This is a genomic window from Mucilaginibacter segetis (assembly GCF_016522075.1).
GTDB classification, from domain to species: domain Bacteria; phylum Bacteroidota; class Bacteroidia; order Sphingobacteriales; family Sphingobacteriaceae; genus Mucilaginibacter; species Mucilaginibacter segetis.
The window spans coordinates 696,041-718,069 of the sequence record NZ_JAEHFW010000003.1 but is presented as its reverse complement, the minus strand read 5'-3'; the positions used below and the strand labels follow the sequence as shown (position 1 = coordinate 718,069).

The 22,029-nt window shown below is 41.2% G+C and carries 19 protein-coding genes; 1 reads left to right on the top strand and 18 read right to left on the bottom strand.

From position 1 onward, the window contains the following. Nucleotides 1–4 precede the first annotated feature (4 nt). Nucleotides 5–811 (bottom strand): SDR family oxidoreductase, encoded by an 807-nt coding sequence (locus I5M19_RS16960; protein ID WP_200067547.1) that lies wholly within the window; start codon nt 809–811, stop codon nt 5–7. A 302-nt stretch (nt 812–1,113) separates the two neighbouring features. On the opposite strand from I5M19_RS16960, the gene I5M19_RS16955 reads away from it, so the two are divergent. Then, a complete protein-coding gene (locus tag I5M19_RS16955; protein ID WP_200067546.1) occupies nt 1,114–1,758 on the top strand; it encodes a YceH family protein in 645 nt (214 codons plus the stop codon). On the opposite strand, the gene I5M19_RS16950 is transcribed toward I5M19_RS16955, so the two are convergent. The 17 genes from I5M19_RS16950 to I5M19_RS16870 form a co-directional block, all read right to left on the bottom strand. Further along, nucleotides 1,750–2,301: a pyridoxamine 5'-phosphate oxidase family protein gene (locus I5M19_RS16950; RefSeq protein WP_200067545.1), complete on the bottom strand. Its 552-nt coding sequence runs from the start codon at nt 2,299–2,301 to the stop codon at nt 1,750–1,752. The genes I5M19_RS16955 and I5M19_RS16950 overlap by 9 nt on opposite strands. Further along, nucleotides 2,294–2,893: a TMEM175 family protein gene (locus I5M19_RS16945; RefSeq protein ID WP_200067544.1), complete on the bottom strand. Its 600-nt coding sequence runs from the start codon at nt 2,891–2,893 to the stop codon at nt 2,294–2,296. The genes I5M19_RS16950 and I5M19_RS16945 overlap by 8 nt, the downstream gene beginning before the upstream one ends. Before the next feature lie 93 nt (nt 2,894–2,986). Next, nucleotides 2,987–3,808 (bottom strand): SDR family oxidoreductase, encoded by an 822-nt coding sequence (locus I5M19_RS16940; protein WP_200067543.1) that lies wholly within the window; start codon nt 3,806–3,808, stop codon nt 2,987–2,989. 11 nt (nt 3,809–3,819) lie between these two features. Further along, a complete protein-coding gene (kduI, locus tag I5M19_RS16935) occupies nt 3,820–4,650 on the bottom strand; it encodes a 5-dehydro-4-deoxy-D-glucuronate isomerase (RefSeq protein WP_235985866.1) in 831 nt (276 codons plus the stop codon). Nucleotides 4,651–4,941: 291 nt separating this feature from the next. Next, nucleotides 4,942–6,402: a phytoene desaturase family protein gene (locus I5M19_RS16930; RefSeq protein WP_200067541.1), complete on the bottom strand. Its 1,461-nt coding sequence runs from the start codon at nt 6,400–6,402 to the stop codon at nt 4,942–4,944. A gap of 9 nt (nt 6,403–6,411) precedes the next feature. Further along, nucleotides 6,412–7,200 carry an NIPSNAP family protein gene (locus I5M19_RS16925; RefSeq protein ID WP_200067540.1) on the bottom strand — a complete coding sequence of 263 codons (789 nt, stop codon included), beginning with the start codon at nt 7,198–7,200 and terminating at the stop codon, nt 6,412–6,414. 56 nt (nt 7,201–7,256) lie between these two features. Beyond that, nucleotides 7,257–11,423, bottom strand: coding sequence for a hybrid sensor histidine kinase/response regulator (locus I5M19_RS16920; RefSeq protein WP_200067539.1), 4,167 nt, complete (start codon nt 11,421–11,423; stop codon nt 7,257–7,259). Nucleotides 11,424–11,639: 216 nt separating this feature from the next. After that, nucleotides 11,640–12,410, bottom strand: a complete 771-nt coding sequence (locus I5M19_RS16915) for a 3-keto-disaccharide hydrolase (RefSeq protein ID WP_200067538.1) — start codon at nt 12,408–12,410, stop codon at nt 11,640–11,642. Nucleotides 12,411–12,436: 26 nt separating this feature from the next. Then, the gene (locus I5M19_RS16910; protein ID WP_200067537.1) at nt 12,437–13,312 is read right to left on the bottom strand and encodes a sugar phosphate isomerase/epimerase family protein; all 876 of its coding nucleotides are present in this window, start codon (nt 13,310–13,312) and stop codon (nt 12,437–12,439) included. A 52-nt stretch (nt 13,313–13,364) separates the two neighbouring features. Then, a complete protein-coding gene (locus I5M19_RS16905) occupies nt 13,365–14,255 on the bottom strand; it encodes a hydroxypyruvate isomerase family protein (protein ID WP_200067536.1) in 891 nt (296 codons plus the stop codon). Nucleotides 14,256–14,257: 2 nt separating this feature from the next. Next, nucleotides 14,258–15,508, bottom strand: coding sequence for a nucleoside permease (locus I5M19_RS16900; RefSeq protein WP_200067535.1), 1,251 nt, complete (start codon nt 15,506–15,508; stop codon nt 14,258–14,260). 33 nt (nt 15,509–15,541) lie between these two features. After that, nucleotides 15,542–15,982, bottom strand: coding sequence for a c-type cytochrome (locus tag I5M19_RS16895; RefSeq protein ID WP_200067534.1), 441 nt, complete (start codon nt 15,980–15,982; stop codon nt 15,542–15,544). Nucleotides 15,983–15,994: 12 nt separating this feature from the next. Further along, a complete protein-coding gene (locus I5M19_RS16890; RefSeq protein WP_200067533.1) occupies nt 15,995–17,047 on the bottom strand; it encodes a sugar phosphate isomerase/epimerase family protein in 1,053 nt (350 codons plus the stop codon). Nucleotides 17,048–17,050: 3 nt separating this feature from the next. After that, nucleotides 17,051–18,220, bottom strand: coding sequence for a Gfo/Idh/MocA family protein (locus tag I5M19_RS16885; protein WP_200067532.1), 1,170 nt, complete (start codon nt 18,218–18,220; stop codon nt 17,051–17,053). 35 nt (nt 18,221–18,255) lie between these two features. After that, nucleotides 18,256–18,825: a gluconate 2-dehydrogenase subunit 3 family protein gene (locus I5M19_RS16880; RefSeq protein WP_200067531.1), complete on the bottom strand. Its 570-nt coding sequence runs from the start codon at nt 18,823–18,825 to the stop codon at nt 18,256–18,258. A gap of 33 nt (nt 18,826–18,858) precedes the next feature. Beyond that, nucleotides 18,859–20,289: a Gfo/Idh/MocA family protein gene (locus I5M19_RS16875; protein ID WP_200067530.1), complete on the bottom strand. Its 1,431-nt coding sequence runs from the start codon at nt 20,287–20,289 to the stop codon at nt 18,859–18,861. Between the two features lie 24 nt (nt 20,290–20,313). Further along, nucleotides 20,314–21,993 carry a GMC oxidoreductase gene (locus tag I5M19_RS16870; protein ID WP_200067529.1) on the bottom strand — a complete coding sequence of 560 codons (1,680 nt, stop codon included), beginning with the start codon at nt 21,991–21,993 and terminating at the stop codon, nt 20,314–20,316. Nucleotides 21,994–22,029: the final 36 nt, after the last annotated feature.

The following is a 22,029-nucleotide window of genomic DNA, read 5'->3' as shown; positions in this document are numbered from 1 at the left end:
TTCATCATTGGTTGAGCCAGTTAAACCAGTTATTAATTATATATTCATATCGCAATACTTCATCAGCAATTACGCCCGATACAATTTTCCATTCTTTTAACTCCGGAATAAACTCAGGCAAAGCCATACCTGCCCGTTCCGCCGCTTGTGTATAAAACGCAAATTTAGATGGATGATGCGGTGTGCAGGCATTGAAGGTAAAGCCAAAAGCATCCATAGTTAATACCGCTGCCGTAAAACCAACACAATCATCTAAATGGATAAGGTTAACAGGAGCCAGTCCGTTGGGAATATTTTTCTTTCCCGCAAAAAAACGTGCCGGATCGCGGCCCGGCCCTACCAGGCCGCCAAAACGGATAATGGTTGACTTAAATCCGGTTTGTTTCCTGAACAGATCCTCAGCGACAAACAATATCTTTCCTGAACTACTAACAGGCTGCGGATCGGTATGCTCATCAACTTCTCGGTTAAGATCTGCATACACACCGGTAGAACTTATTAATATAACTTTATTTATAGCATTACGCTCAATAGCGTTAACTACCGTTTGTAATTTGGGGATATATTGTTCCCCCTCGCCCGACCGCGCTTTAGGGGGTATGGCAATTATTAATATATCGCACTTAAAAAAATCATCCGCAAACCTCGATCCATCAGCTGAAAGGTCTATTAAAAAAGGAAGAATACCTTCAGCTCTTAATGATGGCAACTTTTCTGCCGTAGTAGTAGAGCCTTTAACCGTATGGCTTTTAACCAATTGTTTCGCTAACGCCGTTCCGTACCAACCGCACCCTAAAATACTTATAACCATAACGTGCTAAGTTAGTAGCCTTAATTGAAATCCTTTAACAGATTTTGCATTTACAAACAATAAATATTAGAAATCACCTGTTCCATTACCAAAAAAGCGGAACACTTTACCATAAGACACAAGTATCTTTTAATCAACATCTTATTGGAATCATATAAAGTGTTTTACTTTATAAGCATACAATTAATAAAATACAACAATTTGATATACAGCGTGTTCCGCTTGTTCCGTTTTTTATATACACACCAGCGGAACACCGAACAAAAAAACCACAAGATTAAGATGGCTTATTATATTTGTACATGGATAATCAACAAACGCTTCCTGTTTTAAATGATGCAGAGCTAAGGGTACTTGGCGCGCTGATGGAAAAAAGCAAAACCACGCCCGACTATTACCCCATGACGCTTAATGGCCTCACTGCGGCATGTAATCAAAAATCTGCCCGTAAGCCTGTGGTAGACTACGACGAAAGCAACGTGACCCTTGCACTTGATACACTAAAAAGAAAAGGGCTGATATCAACCGCTACCGGTGGTTCCAGCAGGGCAGTAAAATACAAACACAACTTCGCCATTGTTTTTCCACTGGCACCTGCAGAAGTATCGGTATTATGCCTGCTGATACTAAGAGGGCCGCAAACACCCGGAGAAATAAACACCAATTCGGGCCGTATGTATGAATTTGAAAACCTGGATGAGGTACAAACCTTATTGGAGAAACTTGCCTCGGGCGATGCACCTTATATTGTACAGCTACCCAAGCGACCCGGGCAAAAAGAAGCGCGATACAGGCATTTGCTTGGCGGCACCATACCCGAGGATGATGCACCAGATGATCAGCCGCGCCGCTCTTCGTCGGAAATGGAAGAACGTCTTACAAAAGTAGAAGTCGAACTGGCAGAATTAAAAGAAGCTTTTGATAAACTGATGAAAGAATTAATGTAAGCCTAAAACGGTAGGTAAACCATCCATGCTTACACGGTTCTTTTCGGCCTGGTAAGTTTCAATACCTTCGGCACCTTTATTATCCGCCCATTTAACGGCCTGGTCGCGTTCACCTGAATATTCATAATAAGGCACACCGAAACCACAGGAGGTTTGCACTTTGTGAATATCAGCCACTATAATTTGCCTTGTTGCAAGTGGCAGGTTAAATAATGCTGAAAGTTCATCCCATTCATCGTCACCGGGCAAAACGGTATATCCCTTACCATATAAACGCAAAATATTAGGCGGTCCATCAAACGCACAAAACATAATGGTGATACGGCCGTTCTCCAGCATATGTGCCGAGGTTTCGTTACCGCTGCCATTAATATCCATATAAGCTACCCTGTTATTTGCCAGCACTCTAAAGCTATCCATTCCTTTGGGTGATAAATTAACATGCCCATTGGCAGCCAAAGGTGCTGAGGCGGTAAAAAATATCTTTTGCTGTTCAATAAATTCCCGGTGGAGTTCGCCAATTTGATCGAAAAATTTACCCATTATAATTAATTTTATTAGAATCAGTTATTTTGTTCTCTATTCGCCTGTCGGGGATAAACCATATACAAGCCACAAGAATATACAATGCAAAACCAAACCAGGCATGTATAAAGGATGCGCCAATAGCTGTAATATATATCCCTATAGATATCTTCCCTTTCAGGTCAGATCCTAAAGCCTTTGCCAGTAAGGAGTTTTCACCATGATGATAAATAAGTACCTTCACCAAAATACTGTAAGCAATAGCGTTCATCAGCAAAACTAAACCATAGCATACCACCGGCCATTTAGAAAAATGATTCTCGCCCATCCAGGCGGTAACAAAAGGAATAAGAGACAACCAGAAAAGTAAAAATAAGTTAGCCCAAAGTACACTGCCCGTTACCGATCGTACCGCGTGCAGCATATGGTGGTGATTGTTCCAATAGATGCCTATATATATAAAGCTAAGTACATAGCTTAAAAACACCGGCAAAAGGGGCTTAAGGGCTTCAAAACTATCACCATGCGGAACCTTTAACTCCAAAACCATAATGGTGATAATGATAGCTAAAACACCATCACTAAAAGCTTCTAACCTACCCTTATCCATTTTACATATTTTTTAATACACTTATTATATTAAGTAGGCTGCAATATCGGCAGCAGCTTTATCATTTCAAATTCCATGGGCTTATATTTCATACTACACTCCGCCAAAAATTGAGAAACCACCATCCACACATATCATGGAACCTGTAACAAATGCTGAAGCATCGCTTAACAACCAAACCAGCGCCCCTATCAATTCATCAGGATGCCCGAAACGCTTAAAGGGGGTTTGATTGATCACCAGTTCACCTCTTGTGGTATATCCGCCTTCGGGTTTGGTTAATAAATCCCGGTTTTGTTCGGTCAGGAAAAAACCGGGTGCAAGGGCATTCATCCGTATAGCATCGCCGTAACGGTTAGCCAGTTCTACCGCGAACCATTGTGTATAGCAGTCTACCGCTGCTTTGCCCATATTATAACCCAGTACTTTGGTAATGGCCCGTTTAGAATTCATGGATGATATATTGACTATGCTCCCCTTTCCTGTTTTGGCAATGGCGGCACCAAAAACCTGAGTGGGTATAAGCGTACCCCATAGGTTCAGTTCGGTCACCTTTTTCATACCGTCAATATTCATTGTAAAAATATCGTCTCCGGGTTGTAAAACACCGTCGGGCATATTACCGCCGGCGGCATTTACCAATCCATCCACCTTTCCGAAAGCAGCTATTACTTTATCACATGCGGTTGTCAGTTCGCTTTCGCTCATAACATCAGCGATAAGAGCTATGGCCTTGCCTCCAATTTTATTTATAGCATCGGCACGTTCCTCCGCAATTTTCCTATTACGCCCAAGTATACCCACAGCACCGCCTGCCTCTACTATGCCATTTACAAAAGAATTACCTAAAATACCCGTACCACCGGTTACAACTATTACCTTCCCTTGTAATGAATACCTGCTTTCTAAACTCATATGTGTTATTATTACCTGATATCTGTTATGCTCAATACATCCATATCAGTATAGTCGAGGTTTTCGCCTGCCATACCCCATACAAAATTATAGCTGGATGTCCCGCTTCCGGCATGTATGCTCCATGGGGGCGATACTACAGCATCGTAATTGTTCATTAAAATGTGTCTTGTTTCCTGCCCCTCTCCCATGTAATGAAACACGCGCTGCCCTTCAGGAACGTCAAAATAAAAATATACTTCCATTCGCCTGTCGTGCGTATGAGCAGGCATGGTATTCCATACACTCCCGTTCTGTAAAGTGGTTAAGCCCATTACCAATTGGCAGCTTTGTATTCCCTCTGCATGAATATACTTATTTATTACCCTTACGTTTGAAGCCGAGGTAGTGCCCGCTTTTACTTTTGCAGCTTCACTGTTCGTCATCAAAACAACCGGGTATCCGGTATGAGCCGGGGTAGACAACAAGTAAAAAACCGCCGGATCCGATGCATTAATACTTGAAAACTTTACTGACCTTGCCCCTTTGCCGATATACAGGCAATCTAATTTTTTTAGTTGAAAAGATTTACCATCGACTGTTATTAGCCCGTCACCGGATACATTTATTATACCCATCTCACGGCGCTCCAAAAAGTAATCGGCTCGCAGATTGGCGTAGTTTTCCAGTTCCAGTGTTTTATCTGTGGGGTTGGCTACACCCACAATCATACGATCGTAATGGGTGTAAGTGCAATTAATGGTATTGGGCTGCACCAATTCATCAATTAAAAACCGTGACCGTATTTTTTGAGTATCGTAAGTTTTAAAGTCTTCGGGATGTACACTATGGATTATTTTCAAGGCGATAATTTTTATATTTAACTTTAACAAGCAGAATAGACCTGCTGACACACCGGGTTTAAGGCGCATCCTATAAATATCCGAAGCTATGAAACATTTGGCAGCATACAAAAACTTGATGCACTTATTACATTTGAATAACTACAATTACCTGAGCCAAAAAAAACCAACCATTCGGATGAGCAAAACCGTCAAAATCGATTTAGAGAGATGACCTTTATGGCACCTTATATAAGCAGTATTGCCCTCACAGATAGTGACATCATAGACAGGTATAATCCCATCAACTAATTAAACCTGATTATTTAACGGACTTATCTTAATATCAAATATATCTTTCAAAGCCATCTTTGCGGCATAATAACCACACATACCATGTACACCACCACCGGGTGGTGTTGATGAGGAACATATATAAATACCCTTTGCCGAGGTTTTATAAGGTGAATAACGTAATGCAGGCCGTGTAAATAATTGCCTGATATCAATAACACCACCGTTTATATCACCACCTATATAATTGGGGTTGTATTCCTCCATTTGCTTAGTATTCATAACATGTTTTGCCAATATACGTTCTCTGAAACCCGGGGCAAAGCGTTCTACCTGACGTTCAATGGCATCCGTCATGTTTTGGGTAGAGCCATTATGTACGTGGCAGTAAGCCCAGGCAGTATGTTTACCTTCCGGAGCGCGTGAGGAGTCAAATAAGCTTTGCTGGGCAAGCAATACAAAGGGCTTTTCGGTATGCTTCCTTTCCCAAACCTGTTGTTCTGAATTTTTTATTTCTTCAAAGGTATTTCCTATATGTACCGTTCCGGCCCTTTTACAATCTTCGGCGGTAAAAGGTATGGCATCATCCAGAGCCCAGTCTATTTTAAAAACACCCATTCCGTAACGGTATCGCTGCAGTTGCCATTTATAAATGGATGAAAATTTATATCCGGCTATTTGTAATAGCTGTTTCGGCGTCACATCAAATAATACCGCGTGGGCAGATGGTAGTTTGCTTAGGGAGCTTACATAGGTATTTGTTTCTATTTTCCCTCCTATTAACAGGAAATAAGATGCCAGGGCATTTGCTATTTGCTTTGAACCGCCTTTGGGCACAGGCCAGCCACCAAGATGTCCGCAAGCCATTAAAACCAATGCAATTGCTGAAGTAGCTGTATTAGTAAGTGGCTGCATGGAGTGCGCCGCCATTCCTCCGATTAAAGCCTGCGCATGCGTTGATTTAAAGCGCCCCGCCAAATAAGTAGCAGATGGCATTGCCTTTAAACCAAAAGTGGCTAAGGCAAGCGGATGTTCAGGAATATGTAACGGACCTAAAACGTCTGCAGCAATCAAAGGCCAGGCAGCTACAACTGATCTCATCAGATCAGTATAGGTTTTTTGGTCTTCTCCTAAAAGCTTTGCGGTATCTTCAATATCTTTTTTTAACGTAACAGCGGTGCCGCCGTCCAACGGATGGGCAGCAGCTATTTCGGGTTGTATATAATTTAACCCATGTTGCGCTAATGGCAGCGTTTTAAAAAAAGGGGATGCTGCTGCCAATGGATGAATGGCCGAGCAAATATCATGAGTAAAACCAGGTAAAGTTAATTCTGCCGAGCGCAGGCCACCACCTATTTCGCTTTTGGCTTCTATAACAAGTACCGACAGTCCATTTTGCTGCATAAGTATTGCTGCAGCTAAACCATTTGGCCCCGAGCCAACTATAACAGCATCAAAATCGCGTTGCTCACGCTTCATTAATTAAATTTAAAAATCTGAATATATAGTTGGGTGCAAAAATATAATATCAGCCTTTGATACGTTATTTTGAAATTCGGCCCTTCCGGAAAGATCCTTCCATTGCGGATCATTTGAAAACGCGTCCCAATGTTTGTCCCTGTCTTCCTTACTATTAAAAGTAGTTAAATACATCAGGTTAGGCATGTGGCTACCTGCTATTACATCACCATAAAATACAGGGTTAAATTTCAGCCTGTCAAATAAGTCGGTCTCGCCGCTATTAAACATCCTTACCTTATTATAATGATATTTTTCGGTGGGGCTTTCGTAACTTCTTAATTCATATATCCGGTCATCATGGTCGGCCGTAAGTTTTGGCGCAGCAGGAAAGGGTCTGGTAGCAAAGGCTTTTAAGACGATGGTTTCCATTCTAAGATAAGGCGGATTCTTAGATTCGGCATCAATATAATTTTTACCTGAGATAGCCGCGCTGTCTGTTTTATAAACATTCGCATCAAACGTTTCCATGCTCTTCCATGACACAAAAGGAATAAATACGTAAGTACGCAAATCAGTGGTATCATTCCCCACCGGTTTAAAAACACCTATATCCTTAAAGCCCATTTTGTGCAAAGTGGGAAGATACTGATCTTTTAAGTAAGCATCGGTAAGTTGCTGCTGCTCCTTATCCTTAAAATGGTAAATTTTTATTTGATAATAATAACCGCTTTTTGCAGCACTTGCATTTAATGCAGGCAGCAATAAAACGGCAAACAATAACAACGCAGTAAAACAGAAAAACTTTTTATAAGACATTTTTGGTTTTTTTAACAGATAGGGTAAAGTTATTCAAACTTAACCTATTAACCAGATTAATTTGAGGATTTATTTGGCTCCCATTTTTCCAATATGTCCATAATCTCCTGTAGTTTCAGCGGTTTACTTAGGTAATCATTCATACCGGCTTCAATACACTTATCTTTATCTTCACTCATTACATTGGCCGTCATGGCAACTATAACCGGCTGATGATCCATATTTTGACGTATAAATCGCGTAGCTTCCAACCCGTCCATGTCCGGCATCTGCACATCCATTAGTATCATGTCATACTTTTTATTAATGAGCGCGTTTATACATTCATGGCCGTTATAAACTATATCCGGATCGTAACCCATTTTATTGAGTATGTATTTCGCCAGCTTTTGGTTTACGGCATTATCTTCAGCGATCAATATTCTGATGGGATGGTATTTGGCAAAATCTTCAGAAAAAGGGGTATGCACAGGCTGGGGTGTCTTTTTAACCTCTCTTTTTATTTTTAACTGTTCTATGATATGTTTATAAAGTAGCTGATGTTTTGTTGGCTTGGTTAACGCTACGTTAAACAGATGCGCGTTTTTACGGCTTTGCTCATTACCCATTGACGTAAGCAGGATAACAGGCAATTCAGGTTGCTTTTCCCTTATTTCCCGCGCCAACTGTATACCATCCATTTCGGGCATGTTCATATCCGAAATAACCAGATCGATCTTATCGGCCGAGGCCAATTCTTTTAAAGCCTCCTCACCCGAAGCAGCCATTACCGGAATAAAGTTCCATTGTTTAAGCTGTTCCTCTAAAATTTCCCGGTTCGTTAAATTATCGTCAACAACCAATATGCGCTTATTTTGTATCTCGGCAATATTCACATGCACATAGTTACGCTGCGACTTGCTTCCCGGCATAGCTGTTATGGTAAAGGAAAAGATAGTTCCCTTACCTACGGTACTTTTAACACTTATTTGGCCTCCCATCAGGGCAACCAGCTTTTCGCTAATAGCCAGACCCAGCCCTGTGCCCCCATATTTACGGGTAGTGCTCGAATCAACCTGTGAAAAAGCCTTAAATAAACGGTTCAGTTTATTGGGTGGAATACCTATTCCGGTATCGCGCACTTCAAATAATAATTCCAGCTTGTCTTTTTCATCACTTTTGAGTTTAACACAAATAAACACTTCTCCATGAGCAGTAAACTTAACCGCGTTACCTACCAAATTTATAAGCACCTGTTTTAAGCGTAACGGATCGGTAATTATTTGCGCGGGTACGCTATGCTCTACCTGATAAACCAGATCCAGGTTGGAGCGTGCAGCCTTTTCGGCAAATACATCAAGTACATTTTCTATACAATCGCGCAGGTCGAAATCCTGCTCATCCAGTTCCATATTTCCGGATTCGATCTTGGAAAAATCAAGGATATCATTGATCACATTTAAGAGGGTATCGCCGCAATTCTTTATTGTTTCGGTATATTCCTGTTGTTCGTGATTTAAAGGAGTGCTACCCAAAAGTGTTGCCATACCCATTACCCCGTTCATCGGTGTACGTATCTCATGGCTCATGGTAGCTAAAAAAATACTTTTTGCCTTATTAGCCTTCTCGGCTTCTTCGCGTGCCTTTTCCGCATCCTGGCGTAATATTCTTTCACTATCAGTCATCTCCCGCAGCCTCTCTGTACGTTCTTCTACCTGCTTTTCAAGTGCCATTTTTTGTACCTTAATAGACCGCAAACGCAATATGAATGTAAGGTATACTAAGCCAATGGCAATTATTATAACCAAAGTCTCAAACCACCAGGTTAACCAAAATGGCGGCAATATGATAATCTGCAGTCCTGAGGAAACCGGAGACCACACACCCGCGGTGTTTTGATATTTTATTTTGAATGTATAAGTTCCGGCAGGCAAATTAGTGTAGGTAGCTGAATGGCGTGAGCCTATATAGTTCCAGTCTTTATCAAATCCTTCTAAAATATAAGCATACTTTTTCTTATCGGCAGATGTATAATCCAACGCGGCGAACTCCAGGGTAATTACCGATTGTTTATAATTAAGTGTTATGCTTTTGGTATTACCTATGCTTTTATTTAAAGGTGAAGTGTCGCTCTTATCTTTGCCGGGCAATACAGTTTTATTAAATAATTGAAAAGCCGTGATCACCAGCGGCGAAAACCCTTCCGGCTCAAGTATTTGCCCTGGCGAAAAAACATTAAAACCGTTTACCCCACCAAAATATAATTTACCCGAAGCACCCTTTGCTGCCGAATGTCCTTTAAACTCATCTTCCTGCAAACCATCCTCAACCGTATAATTTTTAAAGACTTCCGTAACGGGGTCAAAAGACGATAAACCATTATTACTACTTACCCATAGCAGGCCGTTGTCATCTTCGCGCACAGCATATATAATATTACTGGGCAACCCGTTTTTGGTAGTATATACTTTAAATTTTTTAGTGGAGGGGTCAAGCTTGTTAAGCCCGTTAAATGTACTCACCCAAATATTGCCCCTATGATCCTCGTAAATATCAGGAACGTTATCATCACTAATACCATTTGGGTTGGATGCATCATGCTGAAAACGGGTGAAATTTTTAGTTTTCCTGTTCAACAGGTTAAGGCCGCCATCAAAAGTACCTACCCATAAATTTTGATGACTATCTTCAAACAAGGAATATACCCTATCGCTGCTGATACTATGCGGATCATGGGCATCATAACGATATACCGCAAATTGTTTAGTTTTTTTATCGTAATTATCCAGGCCATCATTATAGGTACCTATCCAGGTTGTGTTATCTTTTCCAAAAGTAAGCGCATATATGTTATTGCCGCTTAAACTATTAGAGCTGCCTGCTACATGTTTCAGGTTGGTAAATACATTGGTTTTCTGGTCATATATGCTTATCCCATCGCCCCATGTACCAAACCAAAAATCTCCATCTTTATCCTGGTTTACTGTAAGTACATAATTGCCCGTAAGGCTGTTTTGGTTGGGTTTATGAACAAAATGCGTTACACTATCTATACGGAAATTAAACTTGTTCACTCCGCCTCCGTCAGTTCCTACCCACAAATTTCCCTGCGGATCCTCATACAAACCCAGCACAAAATCATTTGAAAGACTGTTTACAGATGAGGTATGCCTGTAATGCACAAAACTGGCAGTGCTTCTTTTGTACAAATTAATCCCGCCGCTAAACGCCCCAAGCCACATATTGCCATGCGTATCACGACAAATGCTGTATATGGAATTACCAGTGATACTGTTCTTATCAATATCATCATGCATATAGGTGTAAAATCTCTCGGTTTCCGGATTTAATATGCAAAGGCCACCATTTTCGCTGCCTATCCAAAGATTACCGGTTTTATCCATATTCAAGCTATAAATGGTATTGCTTGATATGGTGTTCTTTAGCTTTTCGTCGTGTTTATAACGGGTGAATTTATGCGTATTCAGGTCAAATAGGTTAAGTCCGTCATTTTGCATACCTATCCATAAACGTTCCTTACCATCTTCAAAAATGCAACTTACGTTATTACCCGACAGGCTGTTAACGTTATTGGGATCGTGTTTAAAACTGGTAAATTTTCCGGTTTTTTTATTTAGTAGGTTTAATCCTCCGTTACCCGTACCCGCCCAAAGTTTATCATTCTCATCTATAAAAACCGCCGTAACCGTATTGTCGCTTATACTGCCCGCATCATTGGGGTTATGCCTGTAATGGGTAAACTTATTTGTTTTGATATTTAAACGGTCAAGCCCGCTTTGTCCCGCAATCCACAAGTCGCCTGTTCTTTTATCTACTGTTATCTTATTTAAAATATTATCAGAAAGGGAATTAGGGTCATTATCATTATGACTGTATCTGATGAATCTCCCTTTGTTACGGTCAAATTTATTTAAACCAATTATAGTTGCCACCCATATATTCCCATCCATGTCTTCGGCAATATCAGCTATCATGCTGCTGCTTAAAGATGTGGTATCCTGAATATCATGTTTGTAATAGGTAAAGTTATATCCGTCGTATTTATTAAGACCATCCCGCGTACCTACCCAAATGTAACCATACTTATCCTGTAAAATGCTGCTGACATTTATTTCTGATAAACCCTGGCTTTTCCCTAAATGCTCAAACTTAAGGCTCTGACCCTGGCCAAAACCATAATAAGCATATAGCATAAAAAAAATAAGTATAAAACGTTTATACATTAAATGCAGGGGGATTATTACTTCCGGTAAAGTTTTATTAAAGGCTTATATATTTGGCTGTTATACGTAACAGGTTAAAATAAGTTTAATATATTAAATAATAGAAAAAATATTAATTTGTTATTAAAGGAATTGACGGGAAGTAACAACAATAAAAAAGCCTCAAACATCTTTAAGATGCAGAGGCTTTTTTGGATTTAAATTAAGCTCTATGTTTTATAACTCCCTAACCCATATGTTGCGGAAACTTATAGGTTTACTTTTATCGCCATGCGCCTGCAATTTGATAGGTGCCGGGCCGTGAGCCCTGCGGTAGGCGGCTTTACCTATGTATTGAGTAGGGCCCATTAATTCTACATTATTTTCAACTAATACGCCGTTAAATAAAACGGTTGCCTTTGCCGGTGATTTTAATGATCCATCGCCGTTAAATACAGGGGCTGTCCATATTACGTCATAAACGTTCCATTGGCCCGGTGGCTTTGTGGGATTAGCAAGCGGAATAAATTGTTTGTAAATGCTTCCCGCCATACCATTAACGTAAGTTTTGTTTTTATACGAATCTAAAACCTGTAATTCATAACCATCATCTCCTTTACCTATTGATGCCAAAAATACCCCGCTGTTACCACGTGCCTGGCTTGTGCCTTCAATATCCGAAGGTTCGCGCCATTCAATATGTAACTGGTAATTACCAAATGATTGCTTAGTTTGAATATTACCCGTGGCTTTATTTACGGTAAGCACGCCGTCTTTAACAAACCATTCAGCTGGAGTACCCTTTTCCACATCTACCCATTGGTCAAGGTTTTTTCCATCAAATAAAACTATCGCATCTGAAGGGGCATCGCCAACGGTTTTACCCGGGGTAACAACCGGCGGAGCAGGGTCCCAAACTTCGGTATCCTCGGGTTTAGCACCTTGCTGGGCGTTTGCCATTAAAAAACTTCCTGATAGTAAAGCAGTAAGTATGATCTTGTATTTCATTATATAAGTATTAAGTAGTGTATAAATTAAATATGCAGCACATTTTTCATATACGTGCAGCTTTGTGCAATGCTTTTATAAGGATCAATATTGATATAATTTTCCTGTTCAACAATATAATGCTTGATACCAGCCAGTTTGGCTTTGCTCAATATCGTTTTAAAATCAATGGTACCGCTGCCTATCTCAGTGTTCAGGTTATGATTAGTTTTATCCATATCTTTTATGTGTACCATAGCAAAGCGGCCAGGGTGCTTTTCAAAAATAGCTACCGGATCCTGCCCTGCGCGAACTACCCAGTAAATATCCATTTCCATGTTTACTAATTTGGGGTCGGTATTGTTAAGCACGGTATCATAAAAAGTAGTGCCTCCAACCTCTTTCCACTCAAAGTTATGGTTATGGTACCCCAATTTTAACCCATGCTTTTTGCATATCTCGGCAGCGGCATTTAATTTTCCGGCAATGGTTTTAAAATCTTCCGCGGTTTTAATGAAATTGTGATTTAACGAGGGTACAACAATATAGGTTTGTCCTGTTGCCAGGGCCGCATCTATATAGCTATCGAAATCATCCATTTTACCGCTTCCGAAGTATTGATCTAACCCGTAATGTCCACTTGGAGTTTTTAATCCGTTAGCTTTCAATAAATTACTGAATGCTTTGGCATCTAATCCCCAGAAACCATTTTGTTTAGAGTAGCCAAAGGTTTCTACCTCTTTATACCCTGCCTGGGCTATTTTAGCGATTACGCCTTTTACATCTTTAGGTAACTGATCGCGTAAACTATACAATTGCAAACCCGGCCCGTTCTTGGTTTTTGCCGAAGCTAATTTGGGCGCAAGTAAAACACCTGCCGACAATAACCCCGCCTGTGCTAAAAATGATCTTCTGGTTGACATATATTTTTTAGTTTATAAATAAAACGGTTAAATTCACCTAAAAGGTATAAATTTAAACGTCACATATCTGTATCGCCTTACGCAGCGATGCTATTTTATCTTTTTGTGCAGGTACAAATTCCTGACCTACAAAACCTTTAAAGCCTGTGGCTTTTATGGCACGCATCACTGCCGGATAATATAATTCCTGTGTATCATCTATTTCGTGACGGCCGGGTACTCCTCCTGTATGAAAATGCGCTATATACTGATGGTGGTCGGTAATATTACGTATAATATCCCCTTCCATGATCTGCATATGATAGATATCAAATAATAATTTAAAATTATCGGAACCTAATCTTTTAGCCAATTCCGCACCCCAGGCGCTATGATCACACATATAGTCTTTATGATCAATTTTGCTGTTAAGCAACTCCATACATAAAACTACATTATGCTTTTCGGCTAATGGTAAAAGTTGTTTTAAACCTTCCATGCAATTTTGCAGACCGGTTTCATCATCCATACCACGCCGGCTTCCGCTAAAACATATAAGATTGGTATAGCCTGCCTTACCCACCAGCGGAATCATTTCGCTGTAGTTTTTTATTAGCGTACTATGATATTTTTTATCATTAAACCCTTCCGTTAAGCTTATTTCAGCTCCGTTGCACATGGGCGAATGCATGCCGTGCTTTTTTAGGATTGGCCACTCCTTAGGTCCGCAGAGGTCAATACCTTTTATACCTATCTCCTTAGCAACTACGCAAAGCTCATCCATACTCAGCTCGTTAAAGCACCAGTGCGATACGGAATGGTTAATGTTACCCTTTAGTATATTGGTCATCAATTCTTTATCGTCTGCTTGTTTGAACGACGACAACAATCCGGACGCACCTATTGCAGCTGTGCCCGCCAGCAGGCCCTTTATTGCCGTTCTTCTGTTTGGATCAGTTGCCATAATTAGATCTCCACTTGTGCGTCAGGTTCGTTAATGTTTAAACCGGATTTGTTTTGTATCTGATTTTTGTCTTTAAAGAAAATGATGAAAACTAACAACACTACTGCCGAAATACCGGCAGGTATTAACCAGATAGTTTGCCAATTATGTGTTGTGGCGGAAGTTTTCCAATTTTCTACTATAGGACCAGATATATAAGACCCTATTAACATTCCCACACCGTAAGTTGCCAGGGTAATAAAACCTTGTGCAGCACTTTTAAAACGTTCGCCGGCAAGATTGTCGGTATATATTTGACCTGTTACAAAGAAAAAGTCGTAACAGATACCGTGCATTACAATACCTCCAATTATCATCCAGTAATTTGCGCCGGTATCGCCGTAAGCAAAAAATATGTAGCGTAGCGCCCAGGCGAACATACCTACTGCTAACATTTTCTTTACGCCGAGCCTTACAAAAAATAAAGGCATAAGCGCCATAAACGCCAGCTCAGACACTTGCCCCATCGACTGGATACCCGCTGCCGCTTTTACACCTATTTCATTTAAGAATGGATTAGTAAAATTGTAATAAAATGCCAGTGGTACACAAATAGCAACCGATGCGATAAAGAATACCAGGTATGATTTGTTTTTTAACAATCCTAACGAATCCAGCCCCATAATATCGCCAATGGTGGTCTTCTGACCTTTTTTAGCAGGCGGGGTTGATGGTAGTGTAAAACTCAATAGTCCTAATACCAATGAGGCTATTGCCGCCATTTTAAAAGTAAGTACTAACGAATTACTTTGCTCCCAGCCTAACCAGCCAATAGTTAATCCGGCAATTATCCACCCAAGGGTACCTAAAATACGGATTGGAGGGAATTCCTTACTCGGATTAGTCATTTGCTTAAAAGACACGGAGTTAACTAATGCCAGGGTAGGCATATAAATGATCATGTAAGCCAATATGAGCGGGAAAAAACCTTCAAAATTAGGCACTGTGGTGATATAGTATAACAAAGCCGCGCCTGTTAAATGCAAAATACCCAGTACTTTTTGAGCAGAAAAGAATCTGTCGGCAATAAGGCCGATAATAAACGGCGCAATAATTGCCCCCCACGATTGCGTTGCATAAGCATTACCATTCTGCACATCAGTGGCTGCCAACGTTTTGGTGAGATAAGTTCCCATTGTTACAAACCATGCACCCCAGATAAAAAACTCCAGGAACATCATGGTGGATAACTTAACACGTGTTGTTAAGGTCATAATTGGTTATTGTTTAAAATTGGTTTGGTTGGGTTATTTTACTGACAAAATATATTTCACCATTTCTTTAGCGTCATCCATGGAAAGAGAAGGATGCGGTGTCATGGCAATGTTACCCCAGTTACCAGATCCGCCGGCTATTACCTTTTTTGCTAACGTTTCTTCATCAGATGATGAATATTTTTTTGCTATCTCTACAAAAGCAGGCCCTATAACTTTATCATACGGTTTATGGCATGTATTACAGTCGTTATTGGCCATCAATTGTGCTCCCTTACTTTCCGGTGTACCGCTATTATCATTTATACCTATTTTTGTAGCAGCAGTATCATTTGCCGCACTTGATTGCTGCGCGGTAGCTGTTTGATTGCTTGCATAAGCGCTATCGCTGTTAACCGCCTCGCTTGTATTGCTGTTACCACCACATGCGGCAATAACCAGACACACCCCTAAAACAACAAATATTTTTTTCATGTAAATTATTTTTTATATCCCTAATAATGTTTTGTTAAATGATTCATCCGTTCCTGTTGATGCAAAATCATCAAAGGTACGGTCGGTTACTCTTATAATATGATCCTTGATAAATTGTGCTCCCTCGCGTGCCCCGTCTTCCGGATGTTTTAACGCACACTCCCACTCCAGTACTGCCCAGCCTTTATAATCATACTGGGTTAATTTGCTGAATATGGCCTTAAAATCTACCTGCCCGTCGCCTAATGAACGGAAACGCCCCGCACGGTTAACCCAATCCTGATATCCCCCATAAACACCTTGCCTTCCGGTAGGGTTAAACTCGGCATCCTTTACATGGAACATCTTGATACGCTCATGGTAAATATCGATATATTCCAGGTAATCTAAAGCCTGCAATACAAAATGCGATGGATCATACAATAAACATGCGCGTTTATGGTTATTTACCTTCTCTAAAAACATTTCGTAAGTGATGCCATCATGCAGATCCTCACCCGGATGTATCTCATAACAAAGGTCAATATCATGCTCATCAAATACGTTCAGTATAGGTTCCCAACGTTTAGCCAGTTCTGTAAAAGCAGTATCAACCAAACCTGCAGGGCGTTGTGGCCACGGATAAACGGTTTGCCATATTAATGCACCGCTAAAAGTAACGTGCGCGTTCAATCCTAAATTTTGGGATGCCTTTGCCGCATGCTTTAATTGCGATACTGCCCATTTTTGCCTTTCGGCAGGGTTATTACGCAATGCCTGTGGTGCAAAACCATCAAACAACTGATCGTATGCCGGGTTCACGGCAACCAATTGTCCCTGTAAATGGGTGGATAATTCAGTGATCTCTAAACCGGCTTCGTTAACTATACCTTTTATTTCGTCGGCATAGGTTTTACTTTCGGCTGCCTTTTGCAGGTCAATAAAACGAGCATCGTTGGTTGGTAACTGCACACCTTTATAACCTAAACCTGCTGCCCACCGGCAAATAGATTTAAGATCGTTAAACGGCGCCTGCTCACCAATAAATTGCGCTATAAATATTGCCGGTCCTTTAATGGTGTTCATATATTATATCTTATAATCGGTCCACTTTTCGTTACTCTGGTTGGAGGCCACCACATTATCAATAAATGCCATTCCTCTCACGCCATCTTCAATTCCAGGAAAATCAAGCCACTCCTTTTCAGGTTCCACGCCTTCAATCTTAGCGCTTAACGCTAAAGCGAAGTTGCGGTACAAGTTGCCGAATGCTTCGAGGTACCCTTCGGGATGCCCTCCGGGGGTACGGCAGTTATGGGTAGCATATGATGATAGTCTGTCAGTATAACCGCTACCCGCCCTTAATATTTCGGAAGGTTTATCCAGCCATTTTAATATCAGGGTATTAGGTTCCATTTGTGCCCACTCCAAACTACCATTTTCACCATAAACTCTTATTTTGAGCGCGTTTTCTTCACCTGCGGCGATTTGCGATGCGGTTAAAACACCAGTTGCATTATCTTCAAAGCGTAGCAATACAGCTCCGTCATCATCCAGCATACGGCCTTCAACAACAGTGTTTAAAGAGGCATTAAGTTGTGTAATTTTTAAACCGGAAATATATTCGGCCAAATGTGCAGCGTGGGTACCAATGTCACCCATACAACCACTTTTCCCGGATTTAGAAGGATCGGTCCTCCAGGCGGCTTGTGCATTTCCTTCACGTTCGGATAAACGGCTTAACCATCCCTGAATATACTCCACATATATCTTCCTCACCTTACCTAAAGCACCGGCTTTAACCAATTCCCTCGCTTCTTTTACCATAGGGTATCCGGAGTAAGTATGGGTAAGCAACAGCATTAAACCAGTTTCTTCCACCTTTTTCTTTAGCTGTTTAGCCTCATCAAGGGTAAAGGTAACCGGCTTTTCTATTACTACGTTAAATCCATTCTCTAAGGCGAGCATAGCCGGAGCAAAATGCGCAAAATTCGGGGTAACAATTGTTACAAAATCCATCCGTTTATCAGCCGGCATTTGTGCTTCGGCTTTAAACATTTCTTCATAACTGGTATACGTTCTGTCTTCGGGCAAAAAAAGCATCCGTCCGCTTTCAATCGCTACATCGGGATGCATGCTTAAAGCGCCGCATACCAATTCTATCTGGCCATCCATATTAGCGGCGATCCGGTGAATAGCCCCTATAAAGGCATCCTTACCGCCACCTATCATGCCCATGCGTAATTTTCTTTTACTCATAGTTAGTGTTAATGTACTGCTAAGAAACTAAAAAATTATGAAAGCGCCCAGGCTCTGTCACCTTTTTTATACGGAATGCAACCTTCATATTTTCCAGGTACCGGTACATAACGCAATGCTTTAGTACAACCCAGTTCAGATGTAAAGTATCCCAGCAGCGTTAACTGCTTCATCATGGTGAAGTAATGATTAGGATCATCCGGTTTTTTAGTTTTTGAGTAATCCTTTTGCTCCTTATCCAGATCAGTCAGCAATTCAGTTTTTTGCTTAGCATCCAGATCCATGAACTTTTTGTTGAATTTTTTATTAGCTGCGTCATCAACCTGTGAAATACCCTTTATAAATACCTGCTGATCTTCAGGCGTATAGCAATCTTTGACCATAACCGTCATAAAATCACCTATTTTTGTAGCCTTTGCACCAGGTGTAGATGTTTCGGGCAGTATGGTTTCCCCTATCTCGTCCAAAAACGGAACATTGTCCGCAGTGAACAAGCCATCTGTTTTTTTAACGTCTGATTTACAGCCTGCAATAAAGAATTCGGCACCAATTACGGTTCCCCCTAATATAAGGCCGACTCTGCTTATGGCTTCTCTTCTATTCATTTTATATTGAATTTGTGAATTACTGATTTACAATTAGGCTTTTAATTCAAACCCATTCCGGTACTCGCGTTTGATATATTGGTTAACCGGATCAAAATTGGTCACCCTCATGGCCTGATTATCCCAAGTTAACTTAATATTACCACCCGGAAGATCGTGTCCGCGAACTGCAAGGTTAGCCATTAACAATGCTTCGGTTAACGGACCGGCTTTATCAAATGATGAGCTTAACTCTGTTTTACCATAACCGGCTAAACAGCCTTCAACCCATTGCGCATAGTGTCCGTTTGCACCACCTGGTACACGCTCGTATATCTTAGGTGCGTTTGCAGTTGCAGTACGTTCTTTTGGCAACAGTGTAGCCGCATCAGAGTAGGTACTGGCATACATTTTTCCTTTGGTACCTATAAACAAGGTTCCGTTACCTTCTTCACCACCCCATTTTTCACTTGCACCTAATTCTATCGGTCTTTCGGGTTGTATACCACCGTCCATCCAATGCAGGGTAACATCGCCCTTGGTTTTATTTGTTTTAGGGAAGGTTAAGGTAATGTGGCTTGACGGAGGGCAGCTTTCCGGGAAAACGCCTTTCTTAAATTCATCAACATATACACTACCTACGCTTGCCTGTACATCTTTTGCATACTGTATACCTAATACACGGAAAGGCGCTTCAACCAAATGGCAACCCATATCGCCAAGGGCGCCGGTACCGTAATCCCACCAGCCGCGCCAGTTAAACGGAACCAGTTTATCAACATATTCTTTGTAAGGAGCAGTACCCAACCATAAGTTCCAATCAAGTTCCTTTGGAACGTTAGGGTCCGGCGCAGGCCATTTTATTCCTTGCGGCCATACAGGGCGGTTTGTCCAGCAGTAAACAGTATGCACATCGCCAATCAGGTCGGCATCATACCATTCAGCCATTAAACGCGTACCATCGTTTGATGCACCCTGGTTACCCATTTGTGTAACCACTTTATATTTTTTTGCAGCTTCCGTTAATAAACGGGCTTCCCAAATATCATGTGTTAAAGGTTTTTGCACATATACGTGCTTACCCAGTTGCATGGCATGATATGCAATAAGCGCGTGGTTATGATCGGGCGTGGAAACCGATATGGCATCAATATTTTTGTGCTCCTTATCATACATCTCGCGCCAGTCTTTATAGCGTTTAGCTTTAGGGAATCTTTTTACAGAATTTGCCGCTCTGCGATCATCCACGTCACACAAAAAGGCGATGTCAGCTTTTCCGCTTTTGGCAAAATTAGCTATATCACTTTCGCCTTTACCACCCACACCTACACCTGCAACTATTAGTTTGTCGCTTGGCGCAATAAAACCGTTACCACCTAAAACAAAGCGTGGTACTATCATAAAACTTGCAGCAGCAACCGATCCGGTTTTTATAAAATTACGTCTGGACGGGTTTGCGGCAGTAGATTCTTTCTTTTCAGTCATGGTTATTTTGTATATTTTGTACTATTAAACATTACCTTTTTTTAGTTCTTTAACAGCATAGTCAGCTGCCCTGGCAGTAAGCGCCATATATGTAAGCGATGGATTTTGACATGCGGTTGATGCCATTGCGGCACCATCTGTAACAAATACATTTTTAGCATCCCAAACCTGGTTCCACTCATTTAATACAGATGTTTTTGGATCACGGCCCATACGAGCGGTACCCATCTCGTGAATACCACGACCTAATACCGGTTCCATACTATAGGTATTTACATCCTTAACGCCAGCAGCTTCCAGCATTTCTTTAGCATCGTTCATCATATCGATACGCATCTTCCTTTCGTTTTCCTTCACTTCCGCATCGATAGCCAATACCGGCAGTCCCCAGGCGTCTTTCTTGGTTTTATCCAGGAAAACTTTGTTTTCGTGATAAGGCAGTGTTTCGCCAAAACCACCCATGCCCATCGACCATTCTCCAGGTTCAGATAAAGCATCCTTAAACGCCCCACCGATGCTCATTTCGGCAATATCACGGCTCCAGCCTCCGCGGCTCGCACCGCCCTGATACCCAAATCCACGAATGTAGTCGCGTTTTTCGCCATTAAGATTACGGTAACGAGGAATATAGATACCATTGGCCCTGCGACCGAAATAATACTTATCCAGATAACCTTCTACTCGGCCACCTGCGCCTACATTTAAGTGGTGATCCATTAAATTATGGCCCAATTCACCGCTGCTGCTACCTAAACCATCAGGCCAGATATCAGTTGCGGAATTCATTAATATCCACGCTGTATTAAGTGTAGACGCATTAACAAATATTATTTTAGCGTAAAATTCATACGTTTTGTTGGTTTCAGCATCCAATACTTCAACACCTTTAGCCTTTTTGGTATCCTTATCGTATAATATGCGGGTTACTATTGACCACGGGCGCAATGTTAAATTACCTGTTGCCATAGCCGCTGGTAAAGTTGCTGACTGTGTACTGAAATACGCTCCAAACGGACAGCCTAACCAACACTTATTACGATACTGGCAATTTGTACGATTATTATGCGGTACAGTAATATTAGCCGTACGGCCAATGATCATGTTACGTGCTTCTTTATAATGTTCTTTTACGCGTGCAGCCACATCTTTTTCCACACAGTTCATTTCCATGGGTGGCATAAAATCACCGTCAGGCAGTATAGCTAAACCGTCCCGGTTACCTGAAATGCCTGCAAATTTCTCAGCATGGCTGTACCACGGAGCCAGATCTTTATAACGTATTGGCCAGTCTACCCCGATACCATCTTTTGCGTTTGCTTCAAAATCCACATCTGCCCAGCGGTATGACTGACGACCCCACATCAGGGAACGGCCACCTACATGGTATCCACGGAACCAATCGAAACGTTTAATCTCAGTATACGGACTTTTTTTCTCGTCCACCCAATAATCAAGGTTAGTCTCATTTAAGGGATAATCACGTTTTAATACAGGATAATCCTCAATCATTTTTTGCGTACGACCACCACGGTGCGGAAATTCCCACGGCCCTTTAGTTGCGTTTACATAATCCTTGATATGCTCGATATTTCTACCGCGCTCCAACATAATGGTTTTTAAGCCCTTTTCGGTCAGTTCCTTTGCGGCCCAGCCACCAGAGATACCTGAACCAATGACTATAGCGTCATAAGTGTTTGTAGACATAAAAGTATTGCGTTATAAATTTTTGTTTGTATTGGT